This window comes from Bradyrhizobium sp. UNPA324 (assembly GCF_006658635.1).
GTDB lineage: Bacteria > Pseudomonadota > Alphaproteobacteria > Rhizobiales > Xanthobacteraceae > Bradyrhizobium > Bradyrhizobium nanningense.
Genome location: NZ_LFJD01000004.1, coordinates 250,015 through 267,693 on the forward strand (window position 1 = coordinate 250,015; position 17,679 = coordinate 267,693).

16 protein-coding genes and 1 tRNA gene are annotated in these 17,679 nt (G+C 62.7%); 9 read left to right on the plus strand and 8 right to left on the minus strand.

Features of this window, described 5'->3' with window-relative positions:
* Positions 1-239: 239 nt before the first annotated feature.
* The gene (locus UNPA324_RS01195) at positions 240-1,067 is read right to left on the minus strand and encodes a helix-turn-helix domain-containing protein (RefSeq protein ID WP_141933051.1); all 828 of its coding nucleotides are present in this window, start codon (positions 1,065-1,067) and stop codon (positions 240-242) included.
* A gap of 95 nt (positions 1,068-1,162) precedes the next feature.
* Here UNPA324_RS01195 and UNPA324_RS01200 point away from each other — a divergent pair, with 95 nt between their 5' ends.
* Positions 1,163-2,140: a 2-hydroxyacid dehydrogenase gene (locus UNPA324_RS01200; protein WP_181769249.1), complete on the plus strand. Its 978-nt coding sequence runs from the start codon at positions 1,163-1,165 to the stop codon at positions 2,138-2,140.
* On the plus strand, positions 2,137-3,459 hold the full coding sequence (locus tag UNPA324_RS01205; protein WP_349630191.1) for an MFS transporter: 1,323 nt from the start codon (positions 2,137-2,139) through the stop codon (positions 3,457-3,459). Before UNPA324_RS01200 ends, UNPA324_RS01205 begins: the two co-directional genes overlap by 4 nt.
* Positions 3,460-3,796: 337 nt before the next feature.
* On the opposite strand, the gene UNPA324_RS01210 is transcribed toward UNPA324_RS01205, so the two are convergent.
* The 5 genes from UNPA324_RS01210 to coxB all read right to left on the minus strand — a co-directional run bounded on the left by UNPA324_RS01210 (position 3,797) and on the right by coxB (position 8,335).
* Entirely contained in the window at positions 3,797-4,204 is a 408-nt protein-coding gene (locus tag UNPA324_RS01210) for a cytochrome C oxidase subunit IV family protein (RefSeq protein WP_181769250.1), read from the minus strand.
* Between the two features lie 8 nt (positions 4,205-4,212).
* Entirely contained in the window at positions 4,213-4,935 is a 723-nt protein-coding gene (locus UNPA324_RS01215) for a heme-copper oxidase subunit III family protein (RefSeq protein WP_128922266.1), read from the minus strand.
* Positions 4,936-4,950: 15 nt separating this feature from the next.
* A complete protein-coding gene (locus UNPA324_RS01220; protein WP_141933055.1) occupies positions 4,951-5,655 on the minus strand; it encodes a cytochrome c oxidase subunit 3 in 705 nt (234 codons plus the stop codon).
* Positions 5,652-7,427 (minus strand): cytochrome c oxidase subunit I, encoded by a 1,776-nt coding sequence (gene ctaD / locus UNPA324_RS01225; RefSeq protein ID WP_128922268.1) that lies wholly within the window; start codon positions 7,425-7,427, stop codon positions 5,652-5,654. The genes UNPA324_RS01220 and ctaD overlap by 4 nt, the downstream gene beginning before the upstream one ends.
* A gap of 74 nt (positions 7,428-7,501) precedes the next feature.
* Positions 7,502-8,335 (minus strand): cytochrome c oxidase subunit II, encoded by an 834-nt coding sequence (gene coxB, locus UNPA324_RS01230; protein ID WP_141933057.1) that lies wholly within the window; start codon positions 8,333-8,335, stop codon positions 7,502-7,504.
* Between the two features lie 542 nt (positions 8,336-8,877).
* On the opposite strand from coxB, the gene UNPA324_RS01235 reads away from it, so the two are divergent.
* Together UNPA324_RS01235 and UNPA324_RS01240 are read left to right on the plus strand one after the other, a co-directional pair.
* Complete coding sequence (locus UNPA324_RS01235) at positions 8,878-9,774, plus strand: DUF2189 domain-containing protein (protein WP_128922270.1); 897 nt, start codon at positions 8,878-8,880, stop codon at positions 9,772-9,774.
* A 31-nt stretch (positions 9,775-9,805) separates the two neighbouring features.
* Complete coding sequence (locus UNPA324_RS01240; RefSeq protein WP_141933059.1) at positions 9,806-10,699, plus strand: complex I NDUFA9 subunit family protein; 894 nt, start codon at positions 9,806-9,808, stop codon at positions 10,697-10,699.
* A gap of 122 nt (positions 10,700-10,821) precedes the next feature.
* Here UNPA324_RS01240 and UNPA324_RS01245 read toward each other — a convergent pair.
* A tRNA-Met gene (locus UNPA324_RS01245) sits at positions 10,822-10,898 on the minus strand.
* Between the two features lie 312 nt (positions 10,899-11,210).
* Between UNPA324_RS01245 and UNPA324_RS01250 the strand changes: the two genes are divergently transcribed.
* The 4 genes from UNPA324_RS01250 to UNPA324_RS01265 all read left to right on the plus strand — a co-directional run bounded on the left by UNPA324_RS01250 (position 11,211) and on the right by UNPA324_RS01265 (position 16,096).
* Positions 11,211-12,644 carry a coniferyl aldehyde dehydrogenase gene (locus UNPA324_RS01250; protein WP_141933061.1) on the plus strand — a complete coding sequence of 478 codons (1,434 nt, stop codon included), beginning with the start codon at positions 11,211-11,213 and terminating at the stop codon, positions 12,642-12,644.
* A 120-nt stretch (positions 12,645-12,764) separates the two neighbouring features.
* Positions 12,765-14,363: a GMC family oxidoreductase gene (locus tag UNPA324_RS01255; RefSeq protein ID WP_141933063.1), complete on the plus strand. Its 1,599-nt coding sequence runs from the start codon at positions 12,765-12,767 to the stop codon at positions 14,361-14,363.
* A 310-nt stretch (positions 14,364-14,673) separates the two neighbouring features.
* Entirely contained in the window at positions 14,674-15,186 is a 513-nt protein-coding gene (locus UNPA324_RS01260; RefSeq protein WP_128922274.1) for a CvpA family protein, read from the plus strand.
* Positions 15,187-15,313: 127 nt separating this feature from the next.
* Entirely contained in the window at positions 15,314-16,096 is a 783-nt protein-coding gene (locus UNPA324_RS01265) for an SDR family oxidoreductase (protein ID WP_141933065.1), read from the plus strand.
* A gap of 91 nt (positions 16,097-16,187) precedes the next feature.
* Here UNPA324_RS01265 and UNPA324_RS01270 read toward each other — a convergent pair whose 3' ends face one another.
* Complete coding sequence (locus UNPA324_RS01270) at positions 16,188-16,664, minus strand: DUF3775 domain-containing protein (protein ID WP_128922276.1); 477 nt, start codon at positions 16,662-16,664, stop codon at positions 16,188-16,190.
* A gap of 114 nt (positions 16,665-16,778) precedes the next feature.
* On the opposite strand from UNPA324_RS01270, the gene UNPA324_RS01275 reads away from it, so the two are divergent.
* Positions 16,779-17,627 carry an MBL fold metallo-hydrolase gene (locus UNPA324_RS01275; protein WP_181769633.1) on the plus strand — a complete coding sequence of 283 codons (849 nt, stop codon included), beginning with the start codon at positions 16,779-16,781 and terminating at the stop codon, positions 17,625-17,627.
* Positions 17,628-17,679: the final 52 nt, after the last annotated feature.

Sequence of the window (17,679 nt, forward strand, 5' to 3'; positions counted from 1 at the left end):
GCCCATCGCGTCGGTTCGCTGCGGCGCGGCGATCCGGCTTGAATCGCGGGCAATGTCGACATGCTAAAGCGCGATGAGGTTAGGAGGAATCGTCATCGCGCTTTAGTTATTGTTTGAGCATGATCTCTTCGGAAAACCGCTGCGCACTTTTCCGGATCATGCTTTAGGAAATCGATCAACCGACGCGAATGACCGAAGCCGGCCTTGGCGCGAACGCGCGAAACCGGACATGATCGCCGTCATGACTGACAATTGTGGACAGTAGCCGTGCCCGAGACGGCCCACTGCCTAAAGATCTGGCGCGTCTCGTCGTTCATGGGGAAGAAGGACTCGATGCGCATCTCCTGCAGAGTGGCGTCTTGTGGCATGCCGAGCATCGTCAGGGTCGTGAACAATTCGAGCGAGATCCGGCCTTTCGCGAACCGCATCGGCAGAATGGGCGCAGCCACGGTCTCGGCGGACGGCGTTGCGAAACTTTCCTGCACGCCGGGGTAGCTCAGCAAACGGTCGCGCAGGGCCGCCGTCTCCTTGGTTGCGTCGGCAGCGGCGTCCGCCTCGACGCTTCGCACAAAGTAAGCGACGACCTCCTGCCAATTCGTCAGGTAACGCCGCAGCACGTCGGGCGCGACCAGTGCGTCGGCGAGATTGACTGCGACGCCCGGGGTGAGCGGGCCGACCAGAAAATCCACCATCGCGACAGCGCCCCTGTTGGCTTGAAGTAGATTCCAGCGGCGATCCACGACAACGGCAGGGTACGGCTCCTGCTGCTCCAGCATAAAATCGAGCGCCTGCCGGATCGGAGCAAGCGTCTCGGCATCAAAGGGAGTGTCCGACCAGATCGGCGCAAAGCCCGCGGCCAGAAGCAGGTCGTTCGATTGCCGAAACGAGAGGCCGAGCGCCACCGACAGGCGTCGCATCATCTCGCGGCTGGGCTGCGTCCGCCCCAGTTCAAGGAAGCTGATATGGCGCTGAGAGCAATTCGCCGCCGAGGCAAGCTGCAGCTGCGACAAGCCGCGCCATTTCCGAAGACTGGCGAGCCGCGCGGGGAAGCTCGATTTCTTGTCCATGACTACCTGGCATGTAGTTGATTGCAATCACATGTGCCGCGATAGTGACTCGCGGGAATCGTCACGACAAGTGTCACCGGCGAGAGGATCGAACATTGAAAGCCGCGTTCGCCGGATCGTTCGCCCAGCGCTTGATCGATCCCGTTCGCAAGCGGCTGACGATTACCTGCGAGATCGTCTCAGGCGACGAGGCCAGCATCCTCGATCAACTCGGCGACGCTGACGTTCTCGTTTCAATGGCCTTCACAAAGGAAATGGCAGCAGCCGGCAACAGGCTGCGCCTCGTGCAGGTACCGGGAGCCGGCCTGGACCGTATCGACCGGCACCAGCTGCGCCCGGGCTTGGCGCTTGCCAATGCGTACGGCCACGAGGCAGGTATCGCCGAATATGTGATCGGCGCAATGATCGCGCTCACGCGCTCTTTCCAGCGCCTCGATGAGAAGCTCAGGGCAGGAGAATGGGAAAGCCAGTGGTCGGTCGCCACCCGCGCGCCCCCGCTATGGCCGGAACTGGCGGGAAAGACTCTCGGCATCTTGGGGTTTGGGCATATCGGCGAGTCGCTGGCGCAACGCGCCCATGCCTTCGACATGAAGGTCTGCGCGGTCCGGCGGCACGCCCAACCGGGTTCGCCGCACGGACTGATATTTGTCGGCGGACCGGAGCGGCTCGACGAACTGCTCACTCTGTCGGATTACCTTGCCATCACCCTGTCGCTTTCGGCCGAAACTCGCGGCCTGATCGACTGCCGTCGGCTCGGTCTCATGAAGCCGTCGGCTTATCTGATCAATGTGGCGCGCGCGGAGATCGTCGATGAGCATGCCCTCTACGATGTGCTTGCGAGCAAGCGTCTCGCCGGTGCCGCGCTCGATGTCTGGTATCGCTACCCGACCAGCGCCGGCAGTACAGAGCCCGCGACCGCGCCGTTCCATGAGTTGCGCAATGTGATCATGACGCCGCATGTGTCCGGGTGGACGGAGGGCATGCTCGAGGCGCGCGCCGGCGTGATCGCCGAAAATGTCGCGCGGACGGCGCGCGGCGAGAAGCCGCTCAACGCGATTGCGTCTGCTGATTGATCACCCTGATGGAGCAAACTTCAAAGCACTGGTCAGAGCGGCTGCCGTTCTATTATGGCTGGCTCATCGTGGCCATCGCATTCGTGACGATGGCCATCGGCGTGACGGGGCGCACGGCCTTTTCCCTGCTGATGCCGCCATTGATCGAAGAGTTCAGATGGGACCGCGGCCTTGCGGCAGGCGCCTTCTCTTTCGGCTTCCTTTTCTCGGCGGTCGTGAGCCCGTTCGTCGGGCGGGTGGTGGACGCCCGCGGCCCCCGGATCGTCATCTGGAGCGGCGTCGCCCTCATGTCGGCCGGCCTGCTGCTGGCACCTTATGTAAGAAGCCCATGGCAGCTTTATGCCACGCTCGGCGTCGCGGTCAGCGGCGGCGCCAACCTGATGACATACACCGTCCACTCGCAGTTCCTGCCGCATTGGTTCGTGCGCCGGCGCGCGCTCGCCATCAGCATCGCGTTCGCAGGCGCCGGCGTCGGGGCTGTTCTCCTGTTGCCCTGGCTGCAAACCATCATTCTCACCGAAGGCTGGCGTGCATCCTGTGTCGCGATGGGATGGCTCGTACTGTTCGGAATTGCGCCGCTCACGTTCTTCGTGAAGAAAAGCCCGGCTGACGTGGGGCAGAACCCGGATGGCGAGCGCGCCTCGCCGGACACGACGGCCAAAAGGCATGCGGCAGCGATCATCGATCCGGCCTGGGCGGCAACCGAATGGACACTTCGCCGGGCCGTACGCACCACCAGGTTCTGGTGGATCGCAGTCGGCTATTTCTTGGCTCTGATTGCATGGTACGCCGTGCAGGTGCATCAGACAAAATATCTCGTCGAGATCGGCTTCTCGCCGCTGGTCGCGGCTTGGGCGCTTGGCGCGGTCAGCATCGTCGCCATTCCCGGCCAGATTCTGCTCGGAGCGTTGTCGGACCGTATCGGTCGCGAGTGGATATGGACGGCGGGCTGTCTCGGTTTTGCAATGTCATACGCGACGCTGCTTGGCCTGGAATATTCGCAGTCAAGAGGACTGCTCTATTGCATGGTGCTTACGCAAGGATTTTTCGGGTATGCGCTGACCTCGGTCATGGGACCAATAGTGGCGGAGATCTTCGAGGGGCCGCATTACGGTTCGATCTTCGGCACCATCACCATCGGACTGATCGGCGGCGGTGCCGCGGGACCTTGGCTCGCGGGCGCAATTCATGATGCGACCGGTAGCTACCGACCGGCTTTTCTTCTCATCATCGGCTTTTGCCTGATGTCCGCCATAGCGATCTGGATTGCGGGGCCACGCACAATTCGGCCCGTTCTTGGGCGGATACCGAAGCGCTGATGCAGCTCGACGTGTCCGCTTCGGCTCGTGCTGCCGCCGGCAGCGGCGCCATGAGGGTGTCGGGTCTCGGCCAAACTGTATGTGGACACTGAGAGTTCATCGCGGCAAACGCCCGCCGTGTGGGTCTCAAAAGCAAGAATTGCCCGCGTCACGCGGGCCATTTTCGTCTCGGATCCGGCAAAATCCGAATTTGCTTGCGGGGAGGCGCAACCACCGATACCGACATTCGCTGATCGTTCCGATCTAGCCGGGTTAGGTACGCCGGCGCCGCTGCGCGCAATGTGCAAGCGTGACGCAGGCGGACATGGCCGCCGGACCTTGTCCGAGGCAACGGTAGCTACGCCGTTGGGGCGAAGAACATGATCCGGAGCAGATGAGTGTAGCCGGATTCGAACACCATGATCGCCACAAATACCAACACCAGCACCGGCGGAAGCAGGATCGCGTAGGCCAGAGCCAGCCGCTCCCATGCCATATGCATGAAGACAGCGACGATCAGACCGGCTTTGAGCACCATGAACAGCAGGATCAGCGACCAACGGAGATGGCCATGGATGCCCAAGTAGTCGACAAGATAGGAGCAGGTGCTGAGCACGAACAACCATCCCCAGACCACGAGGTAAAGCTTGATCGGATGCTGCTGGCCTGCCGCGTGCGTCGCCCCCGATGCGACGGCCTCGTGTGCATAAGCGTGTAGCGCATGCTGTGCTGCTTGCCCTTCCACATGTACCGCTGCGTTTGTCATGCGCCACCTTACCAGAGATAGAAGAAAGCAAAAATGAACACCCACACCAGATCAACGAAGTGCCAGTACAGGCCGGTGATCTCGACGATCTCGTAATAGCCCTTGCGGCTCGTGAAGAAGCCGCGTCGTTCGCGATCGAAATCCCCTCGCAAGACCTTCCGCGCAATCGCGATCAGGAAGATCACGCCGATCGTCACGTGGGTGCCGTGGAAACCGGTGATCATGAAAAAGCATGCGCCAAACTGCGGCGCACCCCAGGGGTTACCCCAGGGCCGCACGCCCTCCATGATCAGCTTGGTCCATTCGAAGGCCTGCATTCCGACGAAGGTTGCGCCGAATGCCGCGGTGGCCAGCATCAGGGCTGCCGTTCGGACGCGGTCGCGGCGGTAGCCGAAATTGACGGCCATCGCCATCGTCCCGCTGCTGCTGATCAGGACGAAGGTCATGATGGCGATCAGGATGAGCGGGATGTGCTTGCCGCCGAGATTGAGCGCAAAGACTTCGCTCGGATTGGGCCACGGCACGGTCGTCGAGCTTCGCGCCGTCATGTACGACAGCAGGAAACAGCTGAAGATGAAAGTGTCGCTCAGGAGGAAGATCCACATCATGGCCTTCCCCCAGGACACGTTCTTGAACGCGCGCTGGTCTGAGGCCCAGTCGGCCGCGATGCCGCGCAATCCGGGGATCGTCCCGGGCGCGGCCTCTGGATGCGTCAATGCCGTCTCTGCCATCGGTCCTGCCCTCGCTTAAGTGAGCAACTGGCGACAGATGTTCACGAAATTTTCGGTCCAGCCGGTCAGCAAACCGAGCAAGACCAGCCACACCAATAAAAGGAAATGCCAATAGATGGCGCAGAGCTCGACGCTCAGGCGCACCTGCATCATCGGCGCTCGGCGCCACACCTTGGCGCTCGTTCTGCCGAGGGCCACCAGACCGCCGATCAGATGCAGCCCGTGGAGCGCGGTGATCAGGTAGAAGAAGGAATTGGCCGGATTGGACGCCACGACATAGCCGGCGACGTTCAGCTGCTGCCATACCACCAGTTGCCCGGCCAGGAACGTCACGGCGGATGCTCCACCCACCAGCAGACCGACGAGCATGTCCTCATCATCGTTGCGGCGCGCGGCCATCAGCGACCATTGCAGCGCCGCGCTGCTGATGATCAGGACGCCGGTATTGAGCCATAACAGCCTCGGCAGCGGCAGCTCGCGCCAGTCCACCATGGTGTTGCGCATCGAATAGGCGCTGATCAGGAGTGCGAACAGCGAGCCAACAACCGCGAGAAACACGCCCAGCCCGATTTTCGCCGGCGGCACGGCCGATCCCCTCTCGCCGCGAAAATCGACGGCCACCCCCTCCTCCAGCCAGGGTTTGGCCGCAAGCCGCTGCTGCGAGAGCCACCATCCTGCGATGGCCGCAACCGCGGCAATGAACAGGACAATGGCACTCACGAATGGGCTCCCTGCGCCACCACGCCGGACGGCGGTTCATTTTGCGGCACGAAATCCCTGGCGGCACCGGGGACGCTGTAATCGTAGGCCCAGCGATAGACGATGGGGAGGTTCTTGCCCCAATTGCCATGCCCCGGCGGGGTCTCCGGCGTCTGCCATTCCAGCGAGGTGGCGCCCCAGGGATTGCCGCCGGCCTCCTTTCCCTTGAGCAGGCTCCAGACCAGATTGAACAGGAAGACGAGCTGGGCGAAGCCGACAATCAGGGCCGCCACGCTCATGAACGCATTGAGGTCATGGGCGGATGCCGGGACGAACGACGTCTCGCCAATGTCGTGATAGCGGCGGGGCATCCCGAGCAGGCCGAGATAGTGCATCGGGAAGAAGACCGCATAGGCCCCGATGAACGTCACCCAGAAGTGGAACTTGCCAAGCACATCATTGAGCATCCGTCCGGTCACTTTCGGATACCAGTGATAGATTCCGCCAAACACGGCCATGATCGGCGCGATGCCCATGACCATGTGGAAGTGGGCGACAACGAACATCGTGTCGGACAGCGGAACGTCCACGACCACGTTGCCGAGAAACAGCCCGGTCAGACCGCCATTGACAAAGGTGACGATGAACGCAAGCGCGAACAGCATCGGCACCGTAAGATGAATGTCGCCGCGCCACAGCGTCAGCACCCAGTTGTAGACCTTGATCGCGGTCGGAATGGCGATGATGAGCGTCGTGGTGGCGAAGAAGAACCCGAAATAGGGGTGCATGCCGCTAACATACATGTGGTGCGCCCACACCACAAAGCTGAGAGCGCCGATCGCGACGATGGCCCAGACCATCATGCGATAGCCGAAGATGTTCTTTCGCGCGTGGGTGCTGATCAGATCGGAGATGATGCCGAAGGCCGGCAAGGCGACGATGTAGACTTCGGGGTGGCCAAAGAACCAGAACAGATGCTGGAACAGGATCGGGCTGCCGCCGCCATACTTCGCCAGCTGCCCCATCTCGACGAGCGTCGGCATGAAGAAGCTGGTTCCCAGGAGACGGTCCAGGAGCAGCATCACCGAGGCGACGAACAGCGCCGGGAAGGCCAACAGCGCCATCACCGTCGCGGTAAAGATTCCCCAAACCGTCAGCGGCATGCGCATCAACGTCATGCCGCGCGTGCGAGCCTGCAACACCGTCACCACGTAATTGAGCCCGCCCATCGTAAAGCCGATGATGAACAGGATCAGCGAAGCCAGCATGAGAACGATACCCCAGTCCTGCCCGGGGGTACCGGAGAGGATCGCCTGGGGTGGATAGAGCGTCCAGCCGGCGCCGGTCGGCCCGCCAGGCACCAGGAATGTTGCGGCCAGCACCAGCACGGCGAGCAGATAGACCCAATAGCTCAGCATGTTCACATAGGGGAACACCATGTCCCGGGCGCCGACCATCAGCGGGATGAGATAGTTGCCGAAGCCGCCAAGGAACAATGCCGTGAGCAGGTAGATCACCATGATCATGCCGTGCATGGTGATGAACTGGAGATACTGGTTGGCATCGATGAAAGAGAATGTTCCTGGGAATCCCAGTTGCAGACGCATCATCCACGACAGCACCAGCGCCACCATTCCGATCGACATCGCAGTGATCGAGTATTGGACGGCGATCACCTTGGCGTCCTGCGAAAAGACGTACCTCGTCCACCAGCTCCGCGGATGATAAAGCTCCACCTCACCGACTTCGGCGGGCGGGATGCCTGCGACCTGATCAAGCGGGATATCGACCATCGGAATTCCCTCCTTGGTCTTCTGTTCAGCGACGAGTTCGCTTCACAATCTCCGGCACATCCTCGTCGGCCTGTTCATTTGCTACCTGTCTTGTACGCCGCCTTCGCGACGTCGCGCTGGCCCGACAACGCGGCGAACGTCCGCTGCTTCTCCAGCCAGGCGTGATATTCCTTCTCTTCCTCGACGATGACCCTGCTGCGCATCTGCGCGTGCGCCGCGCCGCAGAGTTCGGCGCAGAGAACGTCGAACGTTCCGGTGCGGGTGGGTGTGAGCCAGTAATACGTCACCGAGCCCGGTATCATGTCCATTTTCGCCCGGAACTCGGGAACGTAGAAATCATGCAGCACGTCGATCGAGCGCAGCAGTACCTTCACCGACTTGCCGACCGGCAGATGCAGATCCTCGTTTTGAACGACGACGTCGTCCTGTCCGTTCGGATCGTTGGGGTTCAATCCCAGAGGATTCTCGGAACTGACGAGGCGCGCATCCGAGGTGCCGAGCCGGCCGTCCTTGCCCGGCAGCCGATAGCTCCACATCCACTGCTGTCCGACGACCTCGACGTCGGTCGCATCGGCGGGAACCGTGACGAACTGGTGCCAGACGACGAGGCCCGGCGCCAGCATGGCGACGACGCCGATTGCGGTGCCGACGCTGAGCCACCATTCGAGCTTCTTGTTTTCGGGATTATAAGCGGCCTGCCGTCCCTCCTTGTGGTGGAAGCGGAAGACGCAGTAGGCCATGAACGCGATAACCGCGCAGAACACCACCCCGGTGATCCAGAATGTCAGGTTGATTGTGTCGTCGATGTAACGCCAGTTCGAGGCGATTGGCGTCCACCACCACGGGCTGTAGACGTGGAACAGCACCGAAGCGATCGCAACCAAGAGCAGTATGAGCGCTACAGCCATCCCTCCTCCTCCCAGCCTTGAAGGCTACGGAGACGAACGAAAGGGCGGAGCTCACGTCAAAGGGATGGTGTCACGTTCACCATCACCGCGCCTCTTGCCTCGCCCATTTTGCCGGTCGCGACGTCTGGACATGACTAAGGTTCAGCGTCACGACCGCAATCTCATCGGAGCTGGGGGCGTTCACGCATTTAAGATGGTCCCCGTCGAGCCCGGCGTCAATAGAGGAGTAGGTTGCGCGCCTTGTCCGGCGCGCGTTGGGGCGGATGCGCTTGCGCGTCGGCGAGCGCCTTTCGGCACGACCAGGCGATGGTGCGTCGCAAAATCGACCGATGCGAAGCCATGATTTCGCGGACCGCATCGTTCTCTTGCTTCTCCCGCGCATCGGACTAACTTGACTGTACCGGTTGCGATAAAAGTCGTCCGGCAAGCTCCTTCTCGTTGAACCTGATTTGCCGGACTCAGTCGCGATTTTCGCGCATGAGGCGGTTGCGTGCGTCTTGAGGACGCTCCGCTCTGCGGCCACGAGCAAGGAGACCGGAGCTATGACCACAGTCTTCGCAAGACCCAAACTGCAATTGTTTGGCGTCTCTACCGTCTTTGTCGTTCGCAAGATCAGCCTTTCCGATTTGGGCAATGCGCTGCGCCTGGGCTGGGAAGACTTCAAGGCCATCCCGACCCACGCCATCGTCCTGTGCGTGATGTATCCCGTCCTCGGATTTTTCCTGTTCAGACTTGTCATCGGCTACTCGGTGCTGCCGCTGCTGTTTCCGCTCGCGGCCGGCTTTGCCCTGATCGGTCCGTTCGCTGCACTCGGCCTCTACGAACTGAGCCGCCGCCGCGAGCGCGGCGAGGAGCCAGGCGCCTGGGATGCAATCCAGGTGCTGCGCGCGCCGTCGTTCGGTGCGATGCTCGAGCTTGGCGTCCTCCTGTTCGTCCTGTTCGGAGTCTGGATTGCCGCCGCGGACGCGATCTACACCGCAACCTTCGGCTATGCGCCGGCTGCGAGCATCCCCGATTTCGCGCAACGGGTGCTGACGACGCCCGAGGGCTGGACCCTCATCATCGTCGGATGCGGCGTCGGTTTCCTGTTTGCGGTGGTAGCCTTGTGCATCAGCGTTGTCTCGTTCCCACTGATGCTGGACCAGCATGCGACAGCGATCGACGCAATCCGAACCTCGATACGCGCGGTGAAGACGAATCCAGTTGAGATGGCCGTATGGGGACTGGTCGTCGCGGTTTTGCTGGCAGTGGGCTCGGTGCCTGTCTTCATCGGTCTCTGCGTCGTTATGCCGGTGCTCGGTCATGCCAGCTGGCATCTTTACCGGAAGGTGGTGGAGCCCGACCGGAATCCTCCGCAAGAGGAGCCTCGCTCGCCGATCGGTCACCGCTACGCGGCAGATTTCCCGGCCTCTCTCTTCCCATGGAGTCGCGAGCGCTAAAGGAGCAGCTACGAACGGTCGCAGCATCATTGTGTTCGGCGGAACCGGCTTTCTCGGCAGCCGGATCGTCCGCCATCTGCTCGATCACGAATTTGCCGTCCGGATCGCGTCACGGCATCCGGACGCGGGGCTGGGCCAACCCGATCCCGACAATCCACGACTTCAATCCTTCGAGGCCGACATTCACGACGAGCGATCCGTCGCGAAAGCGCTGGTCGGCATCTCCGGAGTCGTCAATGCGGTCAGCCTTTATCGCGAGCGCGGAGCGGAGACTTTCTACTCCGTTCACGTCGAGGCGGCTCGGCGATTGGCAGCCCAGGCCCACCGGGCGGGAGTCGAACGGTTTGTTCAGGTTTCGGGGATCGGTGCCGATGCCGCCTCGCCATCCCGCTACATCCGAATGCGCGGCGAAGGCGAACAGGCGGTCCGCGCGGAATTCGCCGGTGCATGTCTCGTCCGTCCGGCTGCGATGTTCGGACCGGACGACGCGTTTCTCAGCACCATCCTCAAGCTGCTTCGTCGGCTTCCAATCTATCCGATGTTCGGCCGCGGCCGGACCAGATTGCAACCCGCCTATGTGGAAGACGTTGCGGAAGCGGTCGCCCGGATCATGGAGCGAGCCGAGCGCCAGCCTGCGGTCTTCGAGCTCGGTGGCCCGACCGTCTATTCTTACGAGCAACTGCTGAGGGCGATTGCGCATCAGGCAGGCCTCGCGCCGCTCCTGATCCCAGTCCCTTTTGCCGCTTGGCACGCGCTGGCATGGGCCTCCGAGATCCTTCCTGGCCTCCCCCTTACCCGTAATCAGGTGGAGCTTATGCAGATCGACACTGTGTCGTCACCGCGGATGGCTGGATTTGCCGAGCTTGGCATTGTGCCACATTCGATCGAAGAACTGCTCCCTCGGATGCTATCGAATCGAGGATGAAAGGGGCCCGCCGTTGGTCCCGCTTGAGTGGCTGACGCCTTGCCGGCGACGTTGCCAGTCGGGTCAGATCAGAGACCAAAAAAGCCCCGGCGATCAATGATCGCCGGGGCTTTTGATCAACTTGGTTGCGGGGATAGGATTTGAACCTATGACCTTCAGGTTATGAGCCTGACGAGCTACCGGGCTGCTCCACCCCGCGTTAAACACTTGCGCGCCTTCGGTCAGATCCCGGGGACGGTGGGTTGAGGCCGGCGCTGTTCGCGTGGCTTGTCTCGTCCGTCCCAAAGGCTTCCTTGGAAGGCAACCCCGGGGCAAAGCCCGTCGGGTGCGGGGCGTATGTATCAAGGCGGGCTGGCTTTGGAAAGGGCTGCGGGAACGTTTTTTTCGACTTTGTGACAGGGCAAGCGACCAATTTCCGCTGCGTTTCCTGCGCTCTTGCCAGAAGTTCCACAAAGGGCCAGCTTGCGGCAACAACATTAAGGCTGAAACGCGCCCTTGAGGGAGGAACGCCGTGGACAAATCCCTGACGAGCGCCCCGGTCGGAGCGCTGGAGGAGGCCTTCCACGCCATGGTCGCGCGGTCGCGGGACGAGCCGGCAGCGAGCCTTGCCGAGCGGCTCGACCGGCTGGCGCGGCTGCGAAGCGTCGTCGCCGACAACGAGGAGCGTTTCCGGCAGGCGATCTCCGCCGATTTCGGCCACCGCTCGGCGGTCGAGACCAATATCGCCGAGACCATGCTGGTGTTCTCCGAGATCCGGCATGCCACCAAACACCTGAAGGGCTGGATGGCGCCGCAGCGGGTCGCCACCGCGCTGCAATTCCTCCCCGCCCGCAACCGGCTGATGCCGCAGCCGCTCGGCGTCGTCGGCATCATCGCGCCGTGGAATTATCCGCTCCAGCTCACGCTCGCGCCTGCGATCGGTGCGCTCGCCGCCGGCAACCGCGTCCTCATCAAGCCGAGCGAGCTGACGCCGCATTTCGCAGGCCTGCTGAAGGAGACGGTCGGGCAAAGGTTCGATGCGACCGAGTTGCTCGTCACCGGCATCGAGGGCGAGATCGCGGAGGCCTTTGCGCGCCTGCCGTTCGATCACCTCGTGTTCACCGGCTCGACCCGGGTCGGGCGGCTGGTCGCGGAGGCCGCGGGGCGCAACCTGACGCCGGTCACGCTCGAGCTCGGCGGCAAGTCGCCTGCGATCATCGACGCCTCGGCCGACCTCGATGAAGCGGCCGAGCGCATCGCCTACGCCAAGCTGCTCAATGCCGGGCAGACCTGCATCGCGCCGGACTATGTGCTGGTGCCGGAGCAATCCTTGCAGGCCTTTGCCGAGAAGGTGCGCGCCCAGATGCGGCGGATGTTCGGCACCGATCCTTCCAACAAGGACTACACCTCGATCATCTCGGACCGGCATTATGCGCGGCTCGAAGGCCTGGTCGCCGATGCGGCGCAGCACGGCGCAAAAATCCTGCAGCCGGCGAAGGCGGACGATCCGAACTGGAAGGCGCACCGCAAATTCCCGCCGACGCTGATCGTCGGCGCGAGCGAAGCGATGGCGGCGATGCAGGAGGAGATTTTTGGCCCGGTGCTCCCCGTTTTGGCCTATCGCGATCCCACAGATGCCATCGCCTTCATCAACCGTCGCGACCGGCCGCTGGCACTTTACTGGTTCGGCAAGGACGGTGCCGCGCGCGACAGCGTGCTGGCGCGCACCATCTCCGGCGGCGTCACGATCAACGACTGCCTGTTTCACTTCACGCAAATCAACCAGCCGATGGGCGGCGTCGGCGCATCCGGCACCGGCGCCTATCACGGCGAATGGGGCTTTCGCACGTTCAGCAAGCTGAAGCCGGTTTTCTATCGTTCCAAGTTCAACCGCCTCGCCGACCTCTATCCGCCCTATGGCGGCAGGATCGCGCGGCTGGAGAAATTGATGCGGTTCATGTCGTAGATCGTCGAACGCCGTCATTGCGAGCGCAGCGAAGCAATCCAGAAACCCTCCGCGGTGACGGTCTGGATTGCCTCGCTACGCTCGCAATCACGAAAAAGAAAATGCAGGGGGGAAACAACATTGACCAACACATTCGATTTCATCGTCGTGGGCGCGGGCTCGGGCGGCTGCACCGTTGCGGGGCGGCTGTCGGAGGATGCGGGGACATCCGTCGCGCTGCTCGATGCGGGCGGACGCAACGACAGCTGGCGGATCACCACGCCATTTGGGCTTGCCCTGCCCTACAAGACGGCCAACTGGGCCTTCGATACCGTGCCGCAAAAGGGATTGAACGGCCGCATCGGCTATCAACCGCGCGGCAAGGGCCTCGGCGGCTCCTCGGCAATCAACGCCATGGTCTACATCCGCGGCCACAAATGGGACTACGACCACTGGGCCTCGCTCGGTAACGCCGGCTGGTCGTACGCGGACGTGCTGCCCTATTTCAAGCGCTCGGAGAACAACGCCGATTTCGACGGCGCGTACCATGGCAAGGGCGGCCCGCTGCATGTCAACAGGCTGCGAACGGACAATCCGATCCATGACGTCTTCCATCAGGCTGCGCGCGAGGCGCAATTTCGCATCCGTGAGGACTTCAATGGCGAGGACCATGAAGGGCTCGGCAGCTACCAGGCGACGCAGCACAATGGCGAACGCTGGAGCGCGGCGCGCGCTTATGTGCAGCCCCACATGGACAAGCGCGCGAATCTGCGCGTCGAGACGGGCGCGCACGCGACGAAAATCCTGTTCGAAGGTAGCCGCGCGGTCGGCATCGAATATGTGCAGGGCAAGCAGAAAAAGCAGCTGCGCGCTCGCCGCGAGGTGATCCTCGCCTCCGGCGCCTTCCAGTCGCCGCAATTGCTGATGCTGTCGGGTATCGGCGACGGCGATGCGCTTGCAGCGCACGGCATTGGCATCGTGCATCATCTGCCGGGTGTCGGGCGCAATCTGCAGGACCATCCGGACTTCGTGTTCGTCTACGCCTCCGACTATCCGCACTTCGTTCACGCCTCGCTCGGCCGGCTGCCGTCCCTGCTCCGCGCCATCCGGCAATACCGCCGCGAACGGCGTGGCCTGATGACCACCAATTTCGCCGAGTGCGGCGGCTTTCTGAAAACCCGGCCCGACCTCGACGTACCGGACATCCAGTTGCACTTCATCATCGCGATGCTCGACGACCACGGCCGCAAAAAGCACAAGGAGGCGGGCTTCTCATGCCATGTCTGCCTGCTCAGGCCGAAGAGCCGCGGCAGCGTATGGCTGAAAAGCGCCGATCCGCTTGCTGCTCCGATGATCGATCCGAATTTCCTCGGCGAGGCAGAGGATGTCGAGACCATGGTCGCGGGTTTCAAGACCACGCGACGGCTGATGGAGACGCCTGCGATGCGCGCGCTGCAGAAGAAGGACATGTTCACGTCTGACGTCCGAACCGACGACGACATCCGCGCCATCCTGCGCGAGCGCGTCGACACCGTCTATCACCCCGTCGGTACCTGCAAGATGGGGACGGACGCGATGGCCGTGGTCGATCCGGCGCTGAAGGTGCATGGCGTCGAGCGATTGCGCGTCGTCGACGCCTCGATCATGCCGACGCTGATCGGCGGCAACACCAACGCGCCGACGATCATGATCGGAGAGAAGGCGGCGGATATGATCAGGGGAGAGATGCGGGCGGGTTAGCGACGCTGGCGCGTCATTCTCCGCTGCGTGGGAGAGTGGAGCCGCCGCACTCTCCGCTGTCGTCCCGGACAAGCGCAAGCGCGGATCCGGGACGACAACGGAGTTAAGTTCGCTTGCCGAGCAATACTGCGGCTCAATTCAGCAGGAAACCACTGTCGACGGTGATGACGCTCCCGGTCATGTAACGCGACGCCTGCGACGCCAGCGCACCCCTGGCGTTTTGCAGCCATCAATACAGACGATTTTAGCGATCTGAAACCGGAATGATCGGACTTGCGTTCACTTGCTCCATCAAGGCAAGGTTGTGCTCATGAACAGTTTCGATCTCGCCGTCTATGCCGCGCTCGCCGTCGCAATCGGCTTCGGTTTCAGGACCGGCCTATTGCGCAGCGCCATGACCATTCTTGCCTATCTCCTCGCCGCGCCGATTGCGGTCGCACTGATGCCGCTGATTGCGCCGCAAGTGACAGGCAACCCGAACTCACCGCTGCTGCAGAACTGGATCTGGTTCTTCTGTATCTTCGTCGTGGTCGGCATGCTGTTCGGGCATATCGGCCGCATCGCGCTGAACGACACCATCGGCGAAGCCGGCTTCGGCGACCGGCTCGGCGGCGCCGCGCTCGGCGCCATCAGGGTCGGCCTCGTCGCCACCACGCTGGTCCTGGTGTTCGACAAGATCGTGCCGGCCAATCACCAGCCGCCATTTCTTGCCGGCTCGCATCTGCGGCCGCTGTTCTCGATGGCGGGACAGATGGGCTTCAAGTCGCTGCCGCCGGAAGCGGCCTCCGCGATCGACCGCCTCAAGCAGGAACGACGGATCTAGAGCGCATTTGCATCGCTAGCGCCGGGCGCCATGCATTTTGGTGCGAGCCCGTGCCTTATCAGCGGCGCCACGATTGGCTAAAGTGACCGCTATCCAAAACCTGCCTACTATTTTCGGGAGTGAAACAGTGGATCTTGGGATCAAAGGTCGCCGCGCCATCGTCTGCGCATCCAGCAAGGGCCTCGGGCGCGCATGCGCCATTTCGCTGGCGGAGGCGGGCGTCGACGTCACGCTGACCGCGCGCGGTGCGGAAGGCTTGAAGAAGACGGCGGACGAGATCCGGAAAGCCTATCCGAGCGTGAAGGTCACCGAGATCGTCGGCGACATCACGACGCCGGCGGGCCGCGAGGCCGTGCTCAAGGCATGCCCCGAGCCCGACATCCTGATCAACAATGCCGGCGGCCCGCCACCTGGCGATTTCCGCAACTGGACCCGCGACGACTGGATCAAGGCGATCGACGCCAACATGCTCACCCCGATCGAACTGATCAAGGCGACCGTGGACGGCATGATGGCGCGCAAGTTCGGCCGCATCGTCAACATCACCTCGGCCGCGGTGAAGGCGCCGATCGACATCCTCGGCCTTTCCAACGGTGCGCGCGCCGGCCTTACCGGCTTCATCGCCGGGCTGTCGCGCAAGACCGTGATCAACAACGTCACCATCAACGGCCTCTTGCCGGGCCCGTTCGAGACCGACCGCCTGACCGGCACCGCAAAGGCCGAGGCCGACAAGCGCGGCGTCTCGGCGGAGCAGATCCTCGCCGAGCGCGCCAAGCTCAATCCCGCCGGCCGCTTCGGCCAGCCCGACGAGTTCGGCTATGCCTGCGCTTTCCTGTGCGGCGCCAAGGCCGGCTTCATCACCGGGCAGAACATTCTGCTGGATGGCGGTGCGTTCCCGGGCACGCTGTAGCCATCAGCGCATCCGCAACTGCGCAATCCAGGGAAGATCGTCATGGCCGGGTCAAGCCTGGCCATAACGATGTGGAGGTGTCGGGTGCCCCTCACCGCTGCTTGGTCGGCTCGTCTTCGTCCTGCTGACTTGGTGCGGACGAGTCGGCGGTCGTGCGCTCGTCGCTCCAGTCGATGCCGAATGCGTCGAGCCCGTCGGCGAGCAGATCGCCGAGCATGGGCTCGCCGAGCAGGTAGTGCACGGTTTCGCGGCGCGGGCTGCGATATTCGGTGCGCGCCTCCGCCGCACGCGCGCGCAGATCGTCCCAATCATCGATCGTGCCATCGCCGCGACCAAGCCAGGTCAGCGCGACGAGATCGACCTGCTCGTCCTCGTTCAAGGCGATCATGAAGCTGCCAAGTTCTTGCACGACAGGATCGGAGCCGTCGTCCTCGAGGACATCGAGCGCATCGTCATCGCTCGGGTTCGAGCCGGAATCCGGATCGGAATCGCCCTCCTTGACGTCGAATTCACGCGCCTTCTCGATGATGAAGGCGACCTTTTCAGCGGAAATCGCAAGCTCTGGCATGGCTCCTCCTCCGGTTCCCGCGATAACGCCGTATCGCGCCAGATGATCCATTGCGCATCATGGCGGAAACGGCGCATGTTTCGCCACCAAAACAAGAACATGGGAAGGCGCCGGATGCAGTGGAAGGTCGGTCGGGTCAAAATCACGAAAGTGGTGGAGTTGGAAACGGTCGGCTCGACCCGCTTCATCCTGCCGCTGGCGGGCCACGCAGAGATCCAGAAGTTGCCCTGGCTGATCCCGCATTTCGCCACCGAAGAGGGCCGGCTGAAGATGTCGATCCATTCGCTGGTGGTGGAGACGCCGACGCGCCGCATCGTGGTCGACACCGGCCTTGGCAACGATAAGCAGGGCCGCAACGTCCCGACTTGGAACAATCGCAGCACGCCATTCCTGGAGACCATGACTGCGGCCGGCTTTGCGCCCGAGAGCATCGACAGCGTGCTGTGCACGCACCTTCACGTCGATCATGTCGGCTGGAATACGAAGCTCGTCGAGGGCCAATGGGTGCCGACATTTCCGAAAGCGCGCTACGTCTTCGGCAAGACCGAATACGAGCATTGGCGCGACCACTCGACCGAGCCGGACAAGGCGGCGGTGTTCAAAGATTCCGTGCGGCCGATCGTCGATGCCGGCAGGGCCGATCTGATCCCGAGCGACCACCGGCTTTGCGAGGAGATCAGCATGATCCCGACCCCGGGCCACAGCCCCGGCCATATGAGCATCCTGATCCAATCGGATGGCGAGCAGGGTCTGCTCACCGGCGACGTCGCCCATCACCCCTGCCAGATGGCGCATCTCGACTGGTCCTCCACCGCAGATTCCGACCAGAGCCAATCGGCCAAGACACGGCGCGAATTGTTCGGCCGCTTTGCCGACACGCCGACGCTGGTGATCGGCGGCCATTTCTCGGCCGGGCATATCAAGCGGGATGGAGACGCGTTCCGGTTTGTGGCGCTGGGGTGATCCGGTGTCCCGGACGCGGTGCAGCGCGCAACGCTGCTCCGCAGAGCCGGGA

What these genes read in the sequence shown, in the direction of transcription:
- UNPA324_RS01195 (WP_141933051.1), bottom strand. Translation starts at nt 1,067, where the DNA reads ATGGACAAGAAATCGAGCTTCCCCGCGCGGCTCGCCAGTCTTCGGAAA.
- UNPA324_RS01210 (WP_181769250.1), bottom strand. Translation starts at nt 4,204, where the DNA reads ATGACAAACGCAGCGGTACATGTGGAAGGGCAAGCAGCACAGCATGCG.
- UNPA324_RS01215 (WP_128922266.1), bottom strand. Translation starts at nt 4,935, where the DNA reads ATGGCAGAGACGGCATTGACGCATCCAGAGGCCGCGCCCGGGACGATC.
- ctaD (WP_128922268.1), bottom strand. Translation starts at nt 7,427, where the DNA reads ATGGTCGATATCCCGCTTGATCAGGTCGCAGGCATCCCGCCCGCCGAA.
- coxB (WP_141933057.1), bottom strand. Translation starts at nt 8,335, where the DNA reads ATGGCTGTAGCGCTCATACTGCTCTTGGTTGCGATCGCTTCGGTGCTG.
- UNPA324_RS01235 (WP_128922270.1), top strand. Translation starts at nt 8,878, where the DNA reads ATGACCACAGTCTTCGCAAGACCCAAACTGCAATTGTTTGGCGTCTCT.
- UNPA324_RS01260 (WP_128922274.1), top strand. Translation starts at nt 14,674, where the DNA reads ATGAACAGTTTCGATCTCGCCGTCTATGCCGCGCTCGCCGTCGCAATC.
- UNPA324_RS01270 (WP_128922276.1), bottom strand. Translation starts at nt 16,664, where the DNA reads ATGCCAGAGCTTGCGATTTCCGCTGAAAAGGTCGCCTTCATCATCGAG.
- UNPA324_RS01275 (WP_181769633.1), top strand. Translation starts at nt 16,779, where the DNA reads ATGCAGTGGAAGGTCGGTCGGGTCAAAATCACGAAAGTGGTGGAGTTG.